The organism is Sutcliffiella sp. NPDC057660, from assembly GCF_042800035.1.
GTDB lineage: Bacteria > Bacillota > Bacilli > Bacillales > Bacillaceae_I > Sutcliffiella_A.
Map to the genome: position 1 here is coordinate 41,856 of NZ_JBHVHV010000001.1, position 20,147 is coordinate 62,002.

The 20,147-nt window shown below is 41.9% G+C and carries 19 protein-coding genes; 3 read left to right on the top strand and 16 right to left on the bottom strand.

Going from position 1 to position 20,147, the window contains the following annotated elements:
- Positions 1 to 12 precede the first annotated feature (12 nt).
- The 7 genes from ACFVAD_RS00215 to ACFVAD_RS00245 all read right to left on the bottom strand — a co-directional run bounded on the left by ACFVAD_RS00215 (position 13) and on the right by ACFVAD_RS00245 (position 7,533).
- Positions 13 to 897, bottom strand: coding sequence for a glycosyltransferase family 2 protein (locus ACFVAD_RS00215; RefSeq protein WP_386634606.1), 885 nt, complete (start codon positions 895 to 897; stop codon positions 13 to 15).
- A 14-nt stretch (positions 898 to 911) separates the two neighbouring features.
- Positions 912 to 2,018 (bottom strand): glycosyltransferase family 1 protein, encoded by a 1,107-nt coding sequence (locus ACFVAD_RS00220; RefSeq protein WP_386634609.1) that lies wholly within the window; start codon positions 2,016 to 2,018, stop codon positions 912 to 914.
- The gene (locus ACFVAD_RS00225) at positions 2,003 to 3,163 is read right to left on the bottom strand and encodes a glycosyltransferase family 4 protein (protein ID WP_386635342.1); all 1,161 of its coding nucleotides are present in this window, start codon (positions 3,161 to 3,163) and stop codon (positions 2,003 to 2,005) included. Before ACFVAD_RS00225 ends, ACFVAD_RS00220 begins: the two co-directional genes overlap by 16 nt.
- Positions 3,164 to 3,172: 9 nt before the next feature.
- Positions 3,173 to 4,051, bottom strand: coding sequence for a UTP--glucose-1-phosphate uridylyltransferase GalU (gene galU, locus ACFVAD_RS00230; protein WP_386634612.1), 879 nt, complete (start codon positions 4,049 to 4,051; stop codon positions 3,173 to 3,175).
- Positions 4,052 to 4,068: 17 nt separating this feature from the next.
- Entirely contained in the window at positions 4,069 to 5,916 is a 1,848-nt protein-coding gene (locus ACFVAD_RS00235; RefSeq protein ID WP_386634614.1) for a polysaccharide biosynthesis protein, read from the bottom strand.
- 245 nt (positions 5,917 to 6,161) lie between these two features.
- Entirely contained in the window at positions 6,162 to 6,830 is a 669-nt protein-coding gene (locus ACFVAD_RS00240; RefSeq protein ID WP_386634617.1) for a CpsD/CapB family tyrosine-protein kinase, read from the bottom strand.
- Positions 6,811 to 7,533: a YveK family protein gene (locus tag ACFVAD_RS00245; RefSeq protein ID WP_386634620.1), complete on the bottom strand. Its 723-nt coding sequence runs from the start codon at positions 7,531 to 7,533 to the stop codon at positions 6,811 to 6,813. The genes ACFVAD_RS00240 and ACFVAD_RS00245 overlap by 20 nt, the downstream gene beginning before the upstream one ends.
- A gap of 559 nt (positions 7,534 to 8,092) precedes the next feature.
- On the opposite strand from ACFVAD_RS00245, the gene ACFVAD_RS00250 reads away from it, so the two are divergent.
- The 3 genes from ACFVAD_RS00250 (at position 8,093) to ACFVAD_RS00260 (ending at position 9,957) form a co-directional block, all read left to right on the top strand.
- Entirely contained in the window at positions 8,093 to 8,470 is a 378-nt protein-coding gene (locus ACFVAD_RS00250; RefSeq protein WP_386634623.1) for a helix-turn-helix domain-containing protein, read from the top strand.
- Complete coding sequence (locus ACFVAD_RS00255; protein WP_386634625.1) at positions 8,463 to 8,576, top strand: anti-repressor SinI family protein; 114 nt, start codon at positions 8,463 to 8,465, stop codon at positions 8,574 to 8,576. The genes ACFVAD_RS00250 and ACFVAD_RS00255 overlap by 8 nt, the downstream gene beginning before the upstream one ends.
- Before the next feature lie 178 nt (positions 8,577 to 8,754).
- A complete protein-coding gene (locus ACFVAD_RS00260) occupies positions 8,755 to 9,957 on the top strand; it encodes an ATP-binding protein (RefSeq protein WP_386634628.1) in 1,203 nt (400 codons plus the stop codon).
- Between the two features lie 38 nt (positions 9,958 to 9,995).
- Here the strand turns inward: ACFVAD_RS00260 and secG are convergent, their stop codons facing one another.
- The 9 genes from secG to rpoN form a co-directional block, all read right to left on the bottom strand.
- Positions 9,996 to 10,226, bottom strand: coding sequence for a preprotein translocase subunit SecG (gene secG, locus ACFVAD_RS00265; protein WP_386634630.1), 231 nt, complete (start codon positions 10,224 to 10,226; stop codon positions 9,996 to 9,998).
- A gap of 537 nt (positions 10,227 to 10,763) precedes the next feature.
- Positions 10,764 to 12,059, bottom strand: coding sequence for a phosphopyruvate hydratase (eno, locus tag ACFVAD_RS00270; protein ID WP_204412494.1), 1,296 nt, complete (start codon positions 12,057 to 12,059; stop codon positions 10,764 to 10,766).
- 24 nt (positions 12,060 to 12,083) lie between these two features.
- On the bottom strand, positions 12,084 to 13,619 hold the full coding sequence (gene gpmI, locus ACFVAD_RS00275; RefSeq protein WP_386634634.1) for a 2,3-bisphosphoglycerate-independent phosphoglycerate mutase: 1,536 nt from the start codon (positions 13,617 to 13,619) through the stop codon (positions 12,084 to 12,086).
- Complete coding sequence (tpiA, locus tag ACFVAD_RS00280) at positions 13,612 to 14,373, bottom strand: triose-phosphate isomerase (RefSeq protein ID WP_386634637.1); 762 nt, start codon at positions 14,371 to 14,373, stop codon at positions 13,612 to 13,614. The genes gpmI and tpiA overlap by 8 nt, the downstream gene beginning before the upstream one ends.
- A 39-nt stretch (positions 14,374 to 14,412) precedes the next feature.
- Entirely contained in the window at positions 14,413 to 15,597 is a 1,185-nt protein-coding gene (locus ACFVAD_RS00285; RefSeq protein ID WP_386634640.1) for a phosphoglycerate kinase, read from the bottom strand.
- A 139-nt stretch (positions 15,598 to 15,736) separates the two neighbouring features.
- The gene (gap, locus tag ACFVAD_RS00290) at positions 15,737 to 16,744 is read right to left on the bottom strand and encodes a type I glyceraldehyde-3-phosphate dehydrogenase (protein WP_386634643.1); all 1,008 of its coding nucleotides are present in this window, start codon (positions 16,742 to 16,744) and stop codon (positions 15,737 to 15,739) included.
- 234 nt (positions 16,745 to 16,978) lie between these two features.
- A complete protein-coding gene (locus tag ACFVAD_RS00295) occupies positions 16,979 to 17,998 on the bottom strand; it encodes a sugar-binding transcriptional regulator (protein WP_386634646.1) in 1,020 nt (339 codons plus the stop codon).
- Positions 17,999 to 18,143: 145 nt separating this feature from the next.
- Complete coding sequence (locus tag ACFVAD_RS00300; protein ID WP_386634649.1) at positions 18,144 to 18,386, bottom strand: glutaredoxin family protein; 243 nt, start codon at positions 18,384 to 18,386, stop codon at positions 18,144 to 18,146.
- Between the two features lie 16 nt (positions 18,387 to 18,402).
- Positions 18,403 to 19,848, bottom strand: a complete 1,446-nt coding sequence (gene rpoN, locus ACFVAD_RS00305) for an RNA polymerase factor sigma-54 (RefSeq protein WP_386634652.1) — start codon at positions 19,846 to 19,848, stop codon at positions 18,403 to 18,405.
- Positions 19,849 to 20,147 lie beyond the last annotated feature (299 nt).

Sequence of the window (20,147 nt, forward strand, 5' to 3'; positions counted from 1 at the left end):
ATGAACAGCACTCTAAGCAATCCTTGTTTTCGAAACAATGTATAAATACAGCAGATATCCAAATGGGATGGCCAAGGTTGTAATTCCCTTGTCAGGAGCATCGGAAATAAAATTCCTGTTATTCATGAACAAACTGCTGGATACATAGTGAACAGCTTGCCTAACCTTGAATCTAAAACTTACAAATGGAAGCTTCATCAATTCTTTTCGATAAAATGCAAATCCCTTTGGATTCTTACGATATTGCCTTAACATATTTACTGATGAACCATCAGGAAGATACTCGACGATACATAATGCTTCATTCATGATAAGTAATTCGTAGTCTTGATCCAATTTATAATACTTGTAATCTAGGCCTACATATTTTTCTCCTTTAAAAGTGGGATAGGGATATCTTTTAGTTAATTCTGTTCTGTATACTAACTTTTTATCTCCCTTTACGCCGTGTCTGTAATACAAATTGAAAAGTGTGGATGTTTTCTGCCCTTTAGGTAATGGCGTCCCAATAACCTTACCGTTTGTAAAAAGATCTAAGCCAACGATTCCGCTTACTTTCTCGCTTCCATGTTCTTTCCAAAAGGACACTATTTTCTCTACCGCATCCTCTGGCATATAGTCATCCGAATCAATACATACATTTAATTCGGTTGTGATATGCTCATAGGCAGTGTTGTGGGCACCATGCATCCCTTGGTTTTCTTGCCAAATATACACTATCTCTATCTGGTTTTCGTTTCTCCAAGTATCTACTAATTCTTTTGTTCCATCAGTTGACCCGTCATCGATTATTAACCAAATGAAATCTTTGCTTGTTTGATCTTTTAAACTTTCGTAACATTTCCCAAGACAATAGCTTCTATTATATGTTGGTGTAAAAACCGTCAATAATTTCATTTCCATTCCACCCTTTATATTGCCGAGTAAAAACCTTCCACCCATGATGCCGTGTTTCTGATGTCATACCCTTTCTCAGTTAATGCTGAGGCAGAATTTGTAGATCTATTCTTTGATGTTGTTGAGAGCAAATTAATCTCCTTCACCCATTTTTCTTGCATTTTCAATGGTAGGAATTTCACCAGATCCAATCCCAAATCAACTTCATTCGTAATGGTATCTGAAATCAGACACGGTAATCCTGCACATTGAGCCTCAATCAATGTAACCGGTAAACCCTCGTGTAAGGAAGGGAATACAAACAAATCAATCCCTTGTAAAAGGCTAGGAATATCACTTCTTACACCCGAGAAAATGACTCTTTTCCCCAGTCCTAAATGGTGAACCTTCTTCTCCATCTCTTTACGTATTACTCCATCTCCTATCAGTAAAAGATATACATGCTTATTCTCCTTAGCCACTTTTGCAAATACATCCAACAGGTACGAATGATTCTTTTGTTTATTAAACCTGCCGATATGACCCAATACAAAAGCAGAACTATCAAGTTGGAACTCTTCTTTTACCTTTTCCCTCCATTGAGGTGAAAACATAAAGGTCCCAGGCTCGATTCCATTTTTAAGGACTCTCGCATTCTTTTTTTGTCCTTTAAACAACCACTGAGCAGCCTTATCAGAGCATGCGAGGTAGTGAGTTGCATTTATCAAAATCGCTTTACCTACATACCATTTATATAGTCGGGCAAGCATACTTCCTTCACTGCTCGTATTATGACTATGTGCAATTCGATTTGGGATATTATGATCCTTTGCAACCTTTAAGACAAGTCCACTCATCTTATCCAAGTGAGAATGAACTATTCTATACTCCTTATGAGAGCTAAAAAAGTTGATCAGTTCTCTGATATATCCCCTGTGTCCAACATCTGAAATATAAGGAATACGATGAACCTTACCACCTAGCCTTTGAATTTCTTGGTCAAAAACCCCTTCTTTACATGTAAGGAAATCAAACTGGATTCTTGATCGGTCAATGTTTCTATATAAGTTCATCAAAAGCGTTTCAGCACCACCACGATTCATATTAACAACAACATGCAGTATTCTTAATGGGCTTCCCAAAGCCTTCTCACCTCTTTGTCATTCATGAAATCTTTATACACCATGGCTAGTTGATTAAAAACGCTCTCTTTATTGAATTTAAGTTGTATGTATTGTCTGCCGTTCGCCCCCAATGAGTTCCCTATCTTTCTATTCAGATAGATTTTTTTCACTGAATGTTGAAAACTCTCAACATCCATATCCTTTATCAGGAACCCATTCCATCCATCCTTCACCAGTTCCCGGTGTCCGCGGTTGTCACTCGCAACAACTGGGAGCCCACAAGCCATGGCTTCCATAATATTCACCGGAAGGCCTTCACGGAAACTGGATCCTATCGCGACGTCACATGCTGGGAGGATCTGGTCGATGTCTTTCCTGAATCCCAGGAATTCCACTTGGGACGATACTCCAAGTCTTTCTGCCAACTTTTCACATTCAGCCAATAGCGTTCCTTCGCCTGCAAGCAAAAGACGAGCTTTGGGAAGCTCGTCTTTCAGGTTTGCCATGGCTTTTATGAGAAGCTTTTGATTTTTATTCTTATTGAATTCTCCTGCATAAAATAGAAGAAAGTCATCTTGCTTGAAGCCAAGCTTGAGTCGACGCTCTTTTTTCTGCTTTTCTGTGAATGGTTGAAACCGTGTTGTATCAACACCTACTCCGTTTACCAGGTCGATTCGCGCAGCTTTAAACTGATGGTCAACTGCCAGGCTGTAGTCTTCTGTATTGATGGTTATCAAGCAATCCGTTAAGCGGGCCAGTAACTTCTCAATAGGATAATAGATAATCCAGTTTAATAATGGAGCACCTTTACAAAAGTGAAAACCATGTGCAGTGTAAATAACTTTTGCCCCTGCCTTTCTGGCATTCCTTGATGCTAGACGGGCCAGCACTCCTCCAAGTGGGGTGTGACAGTGTATGATAGAATATTGGTTTTCAGATATGATAGTTTTTAATTCCTTGTATGCTTTGATATTTCCTACTTTAAAAGGTGATCGTTGAATTGGGATATTGTATTTCTGATCTGTAAATGGCAAAGAGATGTTCCCGGATGCTGCAACATGGACTTCCCACCCCTGTTCTTTGAACCATCTCATCGTTGGAAGATGGAAGGCTTTAAAGTGGTAATCGACCGTTGCACAAAACAGAATTTTTTTAGCCATGATCTTCACCCACTATTTAATTGTTTCCCTATTCATAACATCAGAAAGGAACTCCAGTAATGGATACCTCAGATCTTCATGCTTAAGGGCAAATTCAATTGTTGTCTCAATAAAACCCATCTTTTCCCCAACATCGTACCGCTTTCCTTCAAACTCATAGGCATAGACCGCCTCAAAATGATTCAATGCGGCGATTGCATCTGTTAGTTGGATTTCTCCTCCTGCTCCAGGTGCTTGTGTTTCAAGTATGTCGAAAATCCTTGGTGTCAGGATGTATCTCCCCATGATGGCGAGGTTGGAAGGCGCCTCTTCCAATTTAGGTTTTTCTACTAAAGCATTAATGTTATAAAAGCGGTTGTTTATTTCTTTACCATCTACAATCCCATATCTGGATACTTGTTCCGGATTTACACTTTGAACTCCCAATATACTGGAGCTGAATCGATCGTATTGATCCATCATCTGTCTTAGACAAGGTGTATCTGATTGGATAATGTCGTCGCCAAGCAAGACAGCAAACGGTTCATTCCCGATAAACTTGCGGGCGCACCATATGGCATGACCTAACCCTTTTGGCTCCTTCTGGCGTATATAATGAATATCCACCATCTTCGAGGATTTCTGCACTTCATTTAACAGCTCCACTTTCCCTCTGTTCAATAAGTTCTGCTCAAGCTCGAATGAATGATCGAAATGATCCTCAATTGCTCTTTTTCCTTTTCCTGTCACGATAATTATGTCTTCGATTCCTGACTCAATTGCCTCTTCCACAATATATTGAATGGTTGGCTTATCCACGATCGGCAGCATTTCTTTTGGCATGGCCTTTGTTGCTGGAAGGAACCTGGTTCCAAGGCCAGCTGCCGGTATTATTGCCTTTCTTACTTTCACTAGTCTCACTCCCTCATTTATCCTGTTACCGATAACATCACTTTTGATACCGGCTGCTCTTCCTCCACTACTTTTCTGTTTGCCAGACTCAGTAATGTCTCTCTGATATGCTGGCTTTCAGATTCTTCAAGTGTATCAAGCATCTCCTCGATTTCGTTCATAAATAACTGGGATGTTTTCCCGATATAAATCTTTGGATAGACTTGCTTATCTTGTATTTCATTTTCGTTTAATAGTTCTTCAAAAAGCTTCTCTCCTGGTCTGACACCTGAATATTCAATTCCGATATCTTCTACGGAATGACCGGAAAGCTTTATTAGATTCTTTGCCAAATCAAGTATCTTTACAGGTTCCCCCATATCAAGGACAAAGATTTCTCCGCCCCTGGCAAGACTACCTGCCTGGATAACCAGTCTGGAAGCTTCGGGTATGGTCATGAAATACCTGATCATATCAGGGTGGGTAACCGTAACCGGACCCCCGACAAGTATCTGCTTTTTAAATAATGGAATGACACTTCCTCGACTACCTAACACATTCCCAAATCGTACCGCAATAAATTTCGTCGTGCTCTTCTTATCAAGGTCCTGGATGATCATCTCCGCCAATCGCTTCGTTGCTCCCATCACACTTGTAGGATTAACTGCTTTATCGGAAGAAATCATGACAAAGGTGTGGACGTTGTTCCAATTAGCTGCAAGAGCCACATTTTTTGTTCCCATTACATTATTCTTTACGGCCTCTTCCGGATTCCTTTCCATCAAAGGTACATGTTTATGTGCTGCAGCATGATAGACAATATACGGAGAGTGTTTTTCCATCACCGTGTTCATTTTCTTACTATCCTGTATATCTGCAATTTCGGTGATGAATTCTATTTTTGTATTTTTATATGTCTCTTTTAGCTCCATTTCAATGGAGTAAATACTATTTTCACCATGCCCTAGCAAAATAAGTTTGGCCGGATTAAACATGGAAACCTGCCGGCAAATTTCTGACCCTATAGATCCACCAGCCCCAGTAACAAGGACTACTCTATTAGTGATGGTTTCTGAAATACTATTAATATCCAATTCTACCGGTGGTCTCCCTAATAGATCCTCCACTTGCACATCTCTGAAATGGTTCACAGAAACCTTGCCTGTCATTAAATCTTCCAACATAGGAAGTGTTTGAGTCTTTGCCTTCGTCTTTCCACATTCCAGGAATATTTTATGGAGTTCTTTTTGATGCAAAGAAGGTATAGCTATGACGATATGATCTATTGCCAAATTTTCGACTGTATCTGCAATATCCTGTTTAGATCCTACAACGGGAATACCCAAAATATCCAGATTTTTCTTTTTGGTATCATCATCTATAAATGCTACCGGCTGTAACTCAGAAGCGGGATTATTTAGTAACTGTCTAGCTACCATTCTACCTGCCGCACCAGCTCCCACAATCAGGGTCCGCTTCACAGATTCCTTTTTAATCAAGTAACTGTCTCTTACTATCCTCCAAGCGAATCGAGATCCTCCAATACATACCAGGTAAATAAACCAGGTTGATATAAGGAATCGCGTTTGGATTCCGTCTAGTATAAGAAGTTGGGCTGTAGCTGTAAGAAGTGTGTTTAACGTAACGATCTTAATAATTATGTATAATTCCCCCACACTCGCATACTCCCATGCCTTCCTGTACAGCTTATACTTGTGAGAAATCAATGAATGCCCTACTAATAAAGAGATAATGGAAAAAAGTAAAGTTTGATTATTTCCACCGATATAACTACCGGTTGCAAGAAAATCACCTAATATGATAGCGAGAAAAAGTAATAATAGATCTGTAAACAATAAGCAAGATAATCTGATAAAACCTGTCAATTCCTTTCCTCCCTCCTGAAAATGGTTATAGTTTAAATTCCTTAAGGATAGATCGAATACTACTTCGGTTCCATTCCTAAGGAATTTAATTAAACATGGGCATTCAACCCGCCCTCACACCACACTACCGACAACTTGTGTCTAAGGCTGTTACACCCACAGCATGATCGAGTGCCTCCATTGATACCGGCAAGGAGACATCGCCGTTATATAGCAATCAAATTTCTTAATTAAGAACGAAAGGTTTAAAAAAATTTATTCAGTAATCCTCTAGGCTTCGCATTCAATATGACACCAAGCAAGTTTGCCTTGGCGATTTCCAAAGCTTTCTTTGCTTCTAGTGCGAGAGAATTTTCCGTCTTACCATTTTTAACGACGAGGATGACTCCATCACATTTACTGGCAAATATCCTCGTATCATTTCCTTCCAGGGCTGGAGCTGAATCGATAAGTATGTAATCAAAGGAGCTTGATATCACTTTAAGAAGTTGATCCAAGGTAGTCGATTTGAAAATTTTCTCCGTGCTATATGGGATAGGTCCGGCAGTTAAAACTTTTAATCTACCAATATTTGTTTGGTTGACGGTTTCCTCAAATGTTTTTTGACCAGTCAGGATATTAGTCAAGCCCATCGTATTTTTTATTTTGAATACCTTATGCAAGGTTGGCTTTTTTATGTTTGTATCGATAAGAAGCACAGTTTGGCCGTTTTCTGCTAAGGCAGCTGCCAGGTGAGTGACGATGGTCGTCTTTCCTTCTTTATAACACGGAGAAGTGAATATGAGCGTTTTACATTTATTTTCAAAGGATGAAAATTCGACATTCAACCTTATTCTTTCTATCTCTTCAATTAATGATTGAGGTGTTTGCTTTATGTTACGTTTAAAACCTTTTTTAAATAGATTTAGATTCACTGACGTCACCTCTTACATAGGATTCACTCTTTTTCTCTTTATTGTTGGAAAGTATTTTCTTTTTATATTTTGAAACAGTTCCAAGTACAGGAACTTCCAATAAATTTTCCAAATCACGCTCGGATCTTATTTTGTTATCCAGACTGTCCAGTAAGAAAATGAATCCAATCCCTATAATGATACCTAGCACAAATCCTATTTGTATTAAACGGTTGGATTCTGGATTTATTGGCTGCTGATTTTCCTTTACTTCTGCAGGTGATAATATTTCAATGGATTTGAAATCCAACGTGCTCGCCACTTGGGTTTTAAAAACTTCCGCTGTTTTGTTCGCAATTTCAGCCGAGCGATGCGGATCAGAGTCAATTACTGCTATTTTTACTATTTGCGAACTTTCTACAGTATGAACACTGATTTGATTACTTAAGCTTTCCATGGATCTCTGCAGGTCAAGTTCCTGAATAACCGACTGTAGCACAGGAGGCTCTTTTACAAAAACCATTAAAGTGTTAATAAAGCTTGAACTATCCTGTATAAGTAAACTGGCGGATGTTTGGTAAAGGGGTGTCGGCTTGGAAATTGAATTGTAAAATGCTGAAGCGGCAGTTGTAATCATTACTATTAGAATCAGTATCCATGACTTTTTTATAAGTAGTTTAATTATTTTACTGATTTCTATTTCCTTTTCTTTCCCATTATTCATGACTTTCGCCTACTTTCTTGTGAAAAAACACTATGCTTTATTAAGAACAATCAATGTAAAAAAATTTACAATATTTGATTTAACCAAATTATAGTTCATTATATAGAACGTGTCAACGAACAATTTCGCTTCTTTTGTTCAAACTATTCTATTGAATTCACTCTTCCTTAAAGTAAGTGTAATTATCTTCTTTCCAAGCATTAGTTTTTCTCTTTCAAAATTCCGGTTTGCCATGAATTTATTCTGATCTGTAATATCATATTTGCAACTGGGACATTCCCAACTCCCAAATTCAACACTGCTATAAGAGTTATGCTTGCATCTACTGCAAATTTTCATGTACATCGAGGGTAATCATCCTTATTATATGAATTTTGATAAGAATTATATAACATTTCGTTCTTAATAAAAAACATTGAATCTATCTATTTTTTAATCATAAAGAATCTTTTTCTTTTATTATCTTCATTATTCGCTCGTTTTCTAATCTTTTCGTTTTTTCCAAAGAACAAATAGTGCTATATAATGAACGATATACATAAAAATAAGGAGATAGATAATGATAGGAGAGCGGATTAGAAAGCTAAGGAAAAGCAAGGGGTATTCGTTAAGCGAGCTTGCTGAAAAAGCTGGCGTATCAAAATCATATTTAAGCTATTTAGAACGGGATCTTCAAACAAATCCTTCGTTGCAGTTTCTTCAGAAAATATCATTAAGTTTAGGGACAGACATAGAATATCTACTAGATGGGGTATCACTTGCTGAAGTAGAAAAAAACCGAAATATCGTAGATGAGGAATGGAAAAAGTTAATCCAGAAAGCCATCCGAGAAGGTATGACAAAAGAGGACTTTGTTAAATATCGAGATTATCTCCAGTTTCAAAAATGGCAAATGTACAGTCAAAAAGGCAGTAAGGAGGAAGGTACAAGTGGCTAATGATTTAGATTCGGAATGGATCGATTTAATACTGGAAGCTAAAGAAATAGGTTTGACTGAAGAGGAAATAAGGGATTTTTTTTATGGAATCAACGAGAGGTATTAGTTAATAATTAAGCATTAATATTTGAAATCTAAAACCTGGATTATGAATGCTGACTAAGCAGTTCATACATCCCGGTTTTTTTGTGTCTCAAAAAAGGAAAAGAAACGAGGGATTCATATAAATCCTTCACCAATTCTAGTATTATATACATATAATTTATTTTTAAGGATGTTTTAATATGAAGGATTTAAGTGGGTTACCGAACTTAAAGGTATATCGCCTTGTAATGGGTACGGGTATTATATTGATGATTCTAGGCGTACTGCTTACGTTCTTTACTCAGGAGCATTTAGGCATCTCCTTCTATCTTCATGCCATAGTAGTAGCGGTAAATACCATATTGATATGGGTTTATCCAAAAAAACAGACATCTTTGATAAGAACTAGCATTAATATTATGCTGGCCATTTATTTTTATTTGATGTTTGTGATATATCCGTTTACATTATCTCCGATGCTGATCATCTGTTTCATTCCGGGGATTGCCATTCTTTTTTTCAATAAGAAGCTCTTCTACTTCACTTTGCATGGAAATGTTGCCGTAGTTTTGTCGTTCATGCTCTATGTCATTTTTGTGGATAAAGGCGAAGTTTATTTTCTATTTCATAAAGATGTGTTAGGATATGCAATCAACTTCTTGGCTAGTCAGGTGATGCTTCTGTTCATTTTCTTGCTGTTGGAGAAACGCATTGAAAATCAAAAGCTATACTATCAGCAGATTCAAAAGGATGAACGGCTGAAGACAACCGGACAGCTGGCGGCTGCGGTTGCACATGAAATCCGGAATCCGATCACCGTTGTACAGGGATTTCTGCAATTGTACAGCAACGACCAGCCTCAGGAAAAAAGGAAGCATTATGAACTGATGCTCGAGGAACTGAAAACGGCGGAAAGAGTCATCTCGGACTTTCTGTCATTGGCAAAGCCTAGTGATATGGAATCGGATGTTGTGAATGTAAAGGAATCACTTCATAATGTATTGGATTTGATTAATTCGTATGCATTGATGGAAACAATTCAGATTCGCCTTATCGTAGAGGATGACTGCGATGTATCCTGCAGCCTGTTGGAGTTCAAGCAGCTCTTTGTGAATATTTTCAAGAACGCGATTGAGTCATCCAAGGCCGGGGATACAATTGAAGTCCGGGTGAAAAAGGAAAAGGAAAAGGTTCAAATCGTGGTTTCAGATCAAGGTGTAGGGATGACAGAGGAACAGTTGCAAACAATAGGTACTCCCTTCTATTCGTTGAAAAGCAAGGGTACCGGATTGGGATTAATGATTTGCTTTAATATCGTGAAAAAGTATAATGGAACGATTTCATTTATGAGTCAGGAAGGTATCGGTACAGATGTGACGGTTTCATTTCCTATCATAAAATAGTAAAAACCACTCTCCTTTTGGAAAGTGGTTTTTATTTATTAAGCGAAGTATGCAATTGTCAGTGTTAGGATGAAGAATAACACGGAAAGAACAACTGTTGTACGGTGTAGAATAAGGTCTAGACCGCGCGCTTTTTGTTTACCGAAAAGTGTTTCCGCTCCTCCGGAGATTGCTCCTGAAAGGCCAGCACTTTTACCGGATTGAAGTAAAACAACTGCGATAAGTCCTAGTGCTACAATAATAAGTAAGACAGTTAATAAGATCGTCATGAAACCTACACCTCCTGCGAACGCACATATAACATTACATTAAATGTACCATATATTGTGAAGGGGGACAAGAGGGAAAAATGGGGTGACGGGTTTGGAGTTTTTGTTGGGGATTGCGGCTTAAGATCGGGGCCTGACCCTCGCAGTTGTTGTATTTTTTAGATTGCATGGGGGCGACTGGTAGTGTGGGGGGGGTTTGGCTTTGGAATGTTGTTAGGGCAAGGATGCTTAAGACCGGGGCCTGACCCTCGCAGTTGTCATGCTATTCATTAAGTATTGAGGCGACTGACAGTGTGGGGTTTAGGTTTTGTGGTGGCGGAGGGTCAGGCCCCAGGCAGCCGTCGTCTCTTTATTTAAAATAGGTAATTATCTTTTTCTACTTTTTTGGAGTTTGTTTTGGGGAGGCTGGTGACTTTTGTTTGGTGGTAGCGAAGAGCCTACAGGGCTCTTTGGCTTGGTTGATGCGTGGGGTTGTAATGGTTTTGAAGACTGTATTCCCGAAAATAAAAGACCCGGCATTAGCCGGGTCCAGGTAACTTATTTTTTAAGGTTGTAGAAAGATTTCAATCCGTCGTAGCGAGCTGTGTCCCCAAGCTGGTCTTCGATGCGAAGTAGTTGGTTGTATTTTGCTACGCGGTCGGTACGTGATGGTGCACCTGTTTTGATTTGGCCGGAGTTTGTTGCTACGGCGATGTCGGCGATTGTGCTGTCTTCTGTTTCACCGGAGCGGTGAGAGATTACTGCTGTGTAGCCAGCGCGTTTTGCCATTTCGATTGCTTCGAATGTTTCTGTCAGTGTTCCGATTTGGTTCACTTTGATCAGGATGGAGTTACCGATTTTGCGTTCGATACCTTCAGACAATTTCTTTGTGTTTGTTACAAAAAGATCGTCCCCAACTAGTTGTACTTTGCTTCCGATGCGCTCAGTCAATAGCTTGAAGCCTTCCCAGTCGTTCTCGTCCAAGCCGTCTTCAATGGAGATGATTGGGTATTTTTCTGCCATTTTTTCGTAGAAGCTAACCATTTCCTCAGAAGTGTAGACTACGCCTTCACCTTTTAGGTGGTATTTGCCGTCTTCTTTGTTGTAGAACTCAGAAGCTGCAGCATCCATTGCCAGCATTACTTGCTCGCCTGGTTTGTAGCCGGCTTTTTCGATTGCTTCGATGATTGTTTGAAGTGCTTCTTCATTTGAACCTAGGTTTGGAGCGAATCCGCCTTCGTCACCTACAGCAGTGTTTAAGCCTTTAGCACTTAATACTGATTTAAGAGCGTGGAAGATTTCAGCGCCCATACGTAGCGCTTCTTTGAAGTTTTCCGCACCAACAGGCATTACCATGAATTCCTGGATGTCTACGTTGTTGTCAGCGTGCTCTCCACCGTTGATGATGTTCATCATTGGTACTGGAAGAGTTTTTGCATTGAATCCGCCTAAGTATTGGTATAAAGGAACTTCAAGGAAGTCAGCTGCTGCACGTGCTACTGCCATGGACACACCAAGGATCGCGTTTGCACCTAATTTACCTTTGTTTTCTGTACCGTCAAGCTCGATTAATGCTTCGTCAATTGCCACTTGCTCAAGAACATCGAAAAGACCTACAAGTTCAGGAGCGATGTGCTCGTTCACGTTTTCAACCGCTTGCTGAACACCTTTTCCTAGGTAACGGGACTTGTCGCCATCGCGCAGTTCAACTGCTTCGTACTCACCAGTTGATGCTCCACTTGGTACTAATGCGCGTCCGAACGCACCTGATTCTGTGTAAACTTCTACTTCGATTGTTGGGTTACCGCGGGAGTCAAGGACTTCGCGTGCGTAAATATCAGAGATAATTGGCATGTAAAACTCTCCTTTGAGTTAAATTTATTTTTTAATTAAAGACGTTCCAGTCATTTCATTCGGTTTTGCCACTCCAAGCAAGTCTAACACTGTTGGTGCCAAATCGCCAAGAATACCTCCGTCACGTAATTCCGCACCTTTGCGGGTTACGATCACAGGTACAGGATTTGTTGTGTGTGCAGTCATTGGGTTACCTTCTGTCGTGACGACTTCATCGGCATTTCCGTGATCTGCGGTGATGATGGCCACACCATCTTTTGCAAGAATGGCATTTACCACTTTTCCTAAGCATTCATCTGTCACTTCCACAGCCTTGATCGTTGGCTCAAGCATTCCGGAGTGCCCGACCATATCAGGGTTTGCGAAGTTCAGGATGATCGCATCATGTTTGTCCGCCTCAATTTCGGCCAGGAGTGCACTTGTCACTTCATAGGCACTCATTTCCGGCTTCAGGTCGTAGGTTGCCACCTTTGGAGAATCGATGAGGATACGTTCCTCACCAGGGAAGGCTTCCTCACGTCCACCGCTCATAAAGAAGGTAACATGTGGATATTTTTCCGTTTCGGCAATACGCAACTGTTTCAGGCCGTTTTGGGATAGTACTTCACCAAGTGTATTATCCATTCCGACCGGCTTGAACGCTACATAGCCGTCCACGGTTTCACTGAAGTGTGTAAAGCAGACGAACATCAGGTTGTCCGGGTGCTTAGGTCCACGGTCGAAGGAGCGGAAATCCTTGTTTGTGAACGTATTGGAAATTTGAATCGCTCGGTCTGGACGGAAGTTATAGAATATAACCGCGTCGTCCTCCTGGATGGTTGCAACAGGGCTACCATCTTCCTTTGTCATGACAGAAGGAAGAACGAACTCATCAAAGATTCCGTTGTTGTAAGAGTCATTGATACATTCCATCGCATTGGAGTAGACCGGGCCTTCTCCGTATACCATGGCGCGGTAGGACTTTTCCACACGATCCCAGCGCTTGTCACGGTCCATGGAGTAATAACGTCCAGAAATTGTTGCGATTTCCCCGACTCCAAGGTCAAGAAGCAGTTCGTTCAGCTGCTTGATGAATACAGGCGCGGATTTAGGTGCAACATCGCGGCCATCAAGGAAACCATGGATATACACGCGCTCCAATCCCTCTCTTTTTGCAAGCTTCAATAGCGCAAATAGATGCTGGATATGACTGTGCACGCCACCGTCGGACAGCAAGCCGAAGATATGGAGGTTCTTGCCGTTCTGTTTTGCATGGTTGATGGCATTCAGGAAGGTGTCATTTTCATAAAAATCGCCTTCTCGGATTGACACGTTCACACGTGTCAAGCTTTGGTACACGATGCGTCCTGCCCCGATGTTCAAATGGCCAACCTCGGAGTTGCCCATCTGTCCTTCTGGTAGTCCAACCTGTTCCCCGCTAGCTGTCAATTCAGCATGAGGATAGGTATTCCAGAAATGATCGAAGTTTGGTTTATTTGCTTGCGCAACGGCATTACCCATTGTTTCTCCGCGCAATGCGAAACCGTCCAAGATGATTAATGCTACTGGCTTTTTACTCATTCTTACCTGCCTCCAAAAGCTGTAAGAAAGATTGTGCCTCTAAGCTTGCTCCGCCTACAAGCGCTCCATCGATATCGGATTGCGCCATGTATTCCGCAATGTTCGTCGGCTTTACGCTTCCGCCGTACTGAATGCGGACTGCATCTGCTGCAGCTTGATCGAATTCAGAAGCAATGACACTACGGATGTGTGCGCAAGTTTCGTTTGCATCTTCAGCAGTGGAAGACTTGCCTGTTCCGATTGCCCAGATAGGCTCATATGCAACAACAGTTGTTTTTACTTGATCAGTTGTTAAGCCTGTTAAAGCTTTCTTCACCTGATCTCCAACGATGTCATTGGTTTTGCCGGACTCGCGCTCTTCCAATGTTTCTCCGCAGCAAACGATGGGTACTAAACCGTGTTTGAATGCAGCAAGAGTTTTCTTGTTAACTGTTTCGTCTGTTTCAGCGAACATTTCACGACGCTCAGAGTGACCTAGAACGACGTAAGAGACACCGATATCCTTTAAAGCTACAGGGCTGACTTCTCCTGTAAAAGCTCCGCTATCTTCAAAGTGCATGTTCTGTGCACCTATTTTAAGATCCTTGCCTTCTACATTTGTTACAAGACGCTCCAAGAATAATGCAGGCGCACATACAACTGCGTCCACTTTATCTGGAGAAGGTACAAGTCCCTTTACCTCTTCCACAAAGCTTGTCGCTTCAGAAAGAGTTTTGTGCATCTTCCAGTTACCAGCAATAATTGGTTTACGCATGGTATCCTTCCTTTCAAAGCCAGATTTTATCTTGCTGTATTACTTATCGTTTAACGCCACAACGCCAGGAAGCTCTTTGCCTTCCATGAACTCTAGGGACGCGCCGCCACCAGTCGAGATATGGCTCATCTTGTCTGCCAGGTTGAACTTTTCAACCGCAGCAGCAGAGTCTCCTCCACCAATGACAGAGTATGTATCCTTTGCTTCTGCCAGGGCTTCTGCTACTGCTTTTGTCCCACCGGCAAATGCATCCAGTTCAAATACTCCCATTGGTCCATTCCAGATAACAAGCTTGGATTTTCTGATGACATCTGCGTAGATTTCACGAGATTTTGGTCCGGCATCCAGTCCTTCCCAGTCACTTGGAATTTCTTCAATAGGAACAATTTTTGTGTTTGCATCGTTAGAGAAATCGTCTGCAACTACTATATCCACAGGAACATAGAAGTTTACGCCTTTTTCTTTTGCTGTTTCCATGAACGATTTAGCCAGATCAATTTTATCTTCTTCCAACAGGGACTTTCCAACATCATAGCCTTTTGCTTTGATGAATGTATAGGCCAGTCCGCCACCGATGATGATGTTATCCACTTTGTTCAGCAGGTTTTCAATCACACCGATTTTATCTTTAACTTTCGCTCCTCCAATAATCGCCGTAAATGGTCGATCTGGATTGGAAAGTGCTTTGCCTAGTACTTCTAATTCTTTTTCCATTAAGAGGCCTGCTACTGCCGGTAAGTGCTGAGCAATACCTTCTGTGGAAGCATGTGCACGGTGAGCTGCGCCGAAAGCATCGTTTACGTAAACATCAGCAAGTGCTGCAAACTCTTTTGCAAGTTCCGGATCGTTTTTCTCTTCACCAGGATAGAAACGAACGTTTTCAAGTAAAAGAACGTCTCCCTCGCTCATTTCGCTTACCATGTTCTTCACAGAATCACCGTAAGCTTCATCCGCTTTTTTCACATCTTTACCAAGAAGCTCCTGTAAACGGGCTGCTACCGCATTTAAGCGAAGCTCTTCCACTACTTGCCCTTTTGGACGGCCCAGGTGGCTCGCAAGCAACACTTTCGCTCCTCCATCAACCAAGTGCTTGATGGTCGGCAATGCTGCGCGGATACGAGTTTCGTCCGTTACTTGTCCATCCTTCATCGGTACGTTAAAGTCCACGCGGCAAAATACGCGTTTGCCTTTTACGTCGATGTCACGAATACTTTTCTTGTTCATCTTCAAACGGCCTCCCTTAAAAGGAATTTGTAGTTTTTCAAAAACATGAAAAGAGGGAGGGGGTGTGTTCCCCAATCCCCCTCTACTTCACATTTCTTATTATAGAATGCTTTCGTGGTTTATTCCAAATATTTAAGAATTAAAGTCCTTTAGAAGCGATGTACTTCGCAAGGTCAACTACACGGTGAGAGTATCCGCTCTCGTTGTCGTACCAAGAGATAACTTTTACCATGCTGCCTTCCATTACCATTGTAGATAATGCGTCGATAGTGGATGAATCAGGGTTACCGTTGTAGTCACCAGATACTAGTGGCTCTTCGGAGTAGCCAAGGATTCCTTTTAATTCGCCTTCTGCAGCTGCTTTGAACGCTGCGTTTACTTCTTCTGCAGTTACGTCCGTGTTAAGTTCAGCAACAAGGTCAACCAGGGAAACGTTTGGAGTTGGAACACGCATTGCTCCACCGTTCAATTTACCTTTTAGTTCAGGTAATACTAGGGATACCGCTTTTGCAGCTCCTGTAGAAGTCGGGATGATGTTCTCAGCTGCTGCACGCGCACGACGGTAGTCTTTGTGTGGCAAGTCTAAGATCTGTTGGTCATTTGTGTAAGAGTGAACAGTTGTCATCATTCCACGCTTGATACCGAACTTGTCGTTCAATACTTTTGCGAATGGCGCCAAGCAGTTAGTTGTACAAGATGCGTTGGAGATAACGTTGTGGTTAGCTGCATCGTACTTGTCTTCGTTAACACCCATTACGATTGTGATATCTTCATCAGATGCAGGTGCGGAGATGATTACTTTCTTCGCTCCAGCTTCTAAGTGTTTCGCAGCGTCAGCACGCTTTGTGAAGAAACCAGTAGATTCAACAACGATGTCAACTCCAAGCTCGCCCCAAGACAATTTCGCTGGGTCACGCTCAGCTGTTACTTTGATTGTTACGCCGTCAACTACAAGGTTGTCTCCGTCCACTTTCACGTCAGCAGCCAATTTGCCGTGAATGCTGTCATATTTTAAAAGGTGAGCAAGCATGTTAGCGTCTGTTAAGTCGTTAACTGCTACTACTTCTACCTCAGAGTTTTTTAATGCTGCACGAAATACGTTACGTCCAATACGTCCAAATCCGTTAATACCAATTTTTACTGCCATGTTAATTTCCTCCTTAGTATTCTAAGAAATTTTTTGTGGTCCCGTTTAACACCGCAGTTGATTTCCGCACTAGGCTTCGCTTTCCGCGGGGCGATCGTGGAGCCTCCTCGGCTTCGCCTGTGGGGTCTCCACTGATCGCTACCTCCCGCAGGAGTCTTCGCCTATTGCTCCAATCACCTGCTAGTATGCATAAAAACATACTGTGTTTCCACAGAACCTTATTATTAAGGGTTGTTACTCCCTAATTAACTCTTTTGCGGCTCCTTCATCCGTTATGAGGATGGTATGGGGAGCTTTTTTCAGATATGCTCGGATCGCTTTTGCTTTCGATGCGCCACCCGCTACTGCAATCACACATTCTATCTTTTCCAAATCTGCCAACTGCATTCCTACGGTTTGAACTTTATGCACTACTTCCCCGGCTTCGTTAAAATAGTAGCCAAAAGCTTCTGCGACTGCATGTGCCTGTTCGATTTTCTGCATATTTTCCGGTGCTGTTTTACGGCGCTCTGCCATTGTTTTAGCGTCTCCAATTCCATGAATAACCATACTAGAATTTTTGATCAGCGAAATCACTTCTTTTATCGATGGTTCCTCTATCATGGACTGGTACGATTCGTGACTGAGCGAATCAGGAATATGGAGCAATCGGTAGTTGCCCATCGCCTTTTCTGCCATCGTCGCACAGATCGTATTTGCCTGGTTCTGCACCTTTTCGCCAAGCCCGCCACGTGCCGGGACAAAAAGCAATTCACGGTTTTTCGCGTCCGGCTTCATCATTTCTGCGACGGAGGAAATGGTTGTTCCACCAGCCACTGCAATGATATTTTCGTCATGGAATCTTTTCCGCATGGTGTTTACGCATGCCCGACCCATTTCTTTTTTAACCCAAGGGGATTGGTCACTGTCTCCCGGAACGACGACTACCTTTGAAATCCCTAACTTTTCTTCTATTCCCGCTTCAAGCACCTTTAAACCGGAAACCTCTTTCATGATCTCCTCCAGGCTTTTTAAAAGAACGGTACCTTCTTGTGTCAGTGTCATGCCGGCAACACTTACATGAATCAGGTTCTGTGCTTTAAGGAAGTCGACTTCACTTCGCAGCACACGCTCACTCAAGCCCAGACTACCTGATAAACTTCTTCTTCCAATCGGCTGCATCAACCTTATGTAACGTAGTATTTCGTATCGTTTCTGCATAATGGAAAGAAGATCAGGCAACAATTTCTTTTGTACTTCGATAATCTGCTTCATTATAGCTTCCCCTTTAAGGTGCAAATTTTACCTGGTTGGACACAAAATGTCCCGCTATGACATATTGTGTCCCAGTAGCGGTAAAAAAAATCACCCTTGCTACAAGTTGATTGTAACAAAGGTGAAACCCTTATGCAACTAAGGTCTATCGGTTTTTTTCAAGTAAACGCTTTCTTATTTCTTCTTTGTTTATGATACCGTAACCAAGCATTTCTCCATCCAATTCCACCACCGGAATCATGATCTGATATTTTTCCAGCAAGGCATCGTCCTGATAGATATCCACTTCTTCTATTGTAAAATCCATCTCGCTCTGCAGCTCCTGGAGGCGAACTTTTGCCTTCTCGCAAAGCGGGCAGTCCACTTTTGTATAAAATTTCAGGTTCACATCTCTTACACCCTTCTCAATCGTAGCGTTTTCTCATCGAGGAGCTTGGGATGTTCAATAGATCCCTATATTTCGCGACCGTCCTTCTAGAGATAGCTATATGATACTGCTTTTGGAGGAGGTTTGTCAGCTGTTGATCGGACAAAGGCTTCTGTTTATCCTCCGCCTTTACCAGTTCCTCCACAAGCTGCTGCACTTGCTTGGTTGATTTTTCTTCATCATATTGTCCTGTCAGGCTCTGGCTAAAAAAGTATTTCAGTTCAAACAGTCCGTATGGCGTCTGTACATATTTCTCCTTTGTCGCCCTGCTAACCGTCGACTCATGTACGTTAAGGCGTTCTGCAATATCTTTAAGTGTCAGCGGCTTCAAGAAGGATGGCCCGTTCAGGAAAAAGGACAGCTGTGCCGACACAATCTCTTCCATTACTTTAACAAGGGTGTGCTTGCGATGCTCGATGCTCTTGACGATCCATTGACATTGCTGGAGCTTCTCCTGAAGATAAGCATCCACTTCTGTTTGTGAAGAGAAGCTTGATTTGTATTTTTCGTTAATCGCAATCTGCGGCACGATCTCCTCATTCAACGAAACGATGAACTGATGATGGAGCTGCTGTACAATCAAGTCAGGAATGATATACCTTGGCTTTTCCATTGTTTCATATAGATTCCCCGGTCGTGGTTGGAGCTTCACGATTTCATCATGAACCTCCTGAATCTCCTTTAAACTGATTCCATGCTTTTTCGCCAAGGTCTTCCACGCTTTTTCAGCAAAAAGGGTGAAATCTTCCTCCAGGATTCTTTCTGCGAGATGTAAACGCTTTGGTAATCGTCTCAGCTGAAGCAGCAGACATTCCTTTAAATCCCTAGCTCCGATCCCTGCAGGCTCCAGGCTTTGAATGCTTTTAATGGCCTGTTCAACCTGTAGAGTTGAAACCCTTAGCTGCTGTGCAATTGTTTCGGCTTCTTCCTGCAAGTATCCGTTCGCGTCTATATAATCGATCATACGTTTTATGATTTGGAGTTCGTTTGCTGGCAAACAGCTATCTAAGAGTTGATGCTCTACATGGTGATGAAGGGTTTCTCCGTGCCTGCTGAAGTTCTCGATTGAAAAAGCCTGTTTTGCCCCTGTTGTGCTGCGCTGTCTAAGGCGCTGAACGCGTGAAGCGGCAAACTCCCGTGGAGCCTCCAGTTCCTTCAGCTCTAAAAGGGGGTTTTCCAGAGATTGCTCTTGCAGAAAATCAAGCAGCTCATGCGAAGAATACTGCAGCAACGTTATGGCCTGCTTCAACTCCTGCGTCATCGCAAGCTTCAGCGTCTGTTCCTGATACAAACCTACAGATTGCTTCATTCCCATTCTCCCTTCTGTCCTTACCTTCATTTTGTCAGTCTTCAGGTGCAACCGTCCGTTGCCCCACTTGGTTTTCAGTGTTTCAGTCAGAAAACGGACGCTGGCACCTATCATCACTTTTGCCTTCTTGTAAGCGCATACTTATTGTACATGAGAAACCCGATAATTTGTATCGAAAAATGTTGGAAGCCCTGCATCCCCCTATAACTATACGCCCACTTCAAAGCGGCAATGCAGAGAAGCGGGAAATAACATCTTATTGTAATAAAAGAAAGGGGCCTGACCCTCAGCGCTTTAAAGCGCTGAGGGTCAGGCCCCTGTTGTTATGTAAACAAATAGAAAACCCAGTGTGCCGACACTGGGTTGAAAGTTAAATGTTTTTCACGGCGCTTGTCCGCTACATGTAATATCGT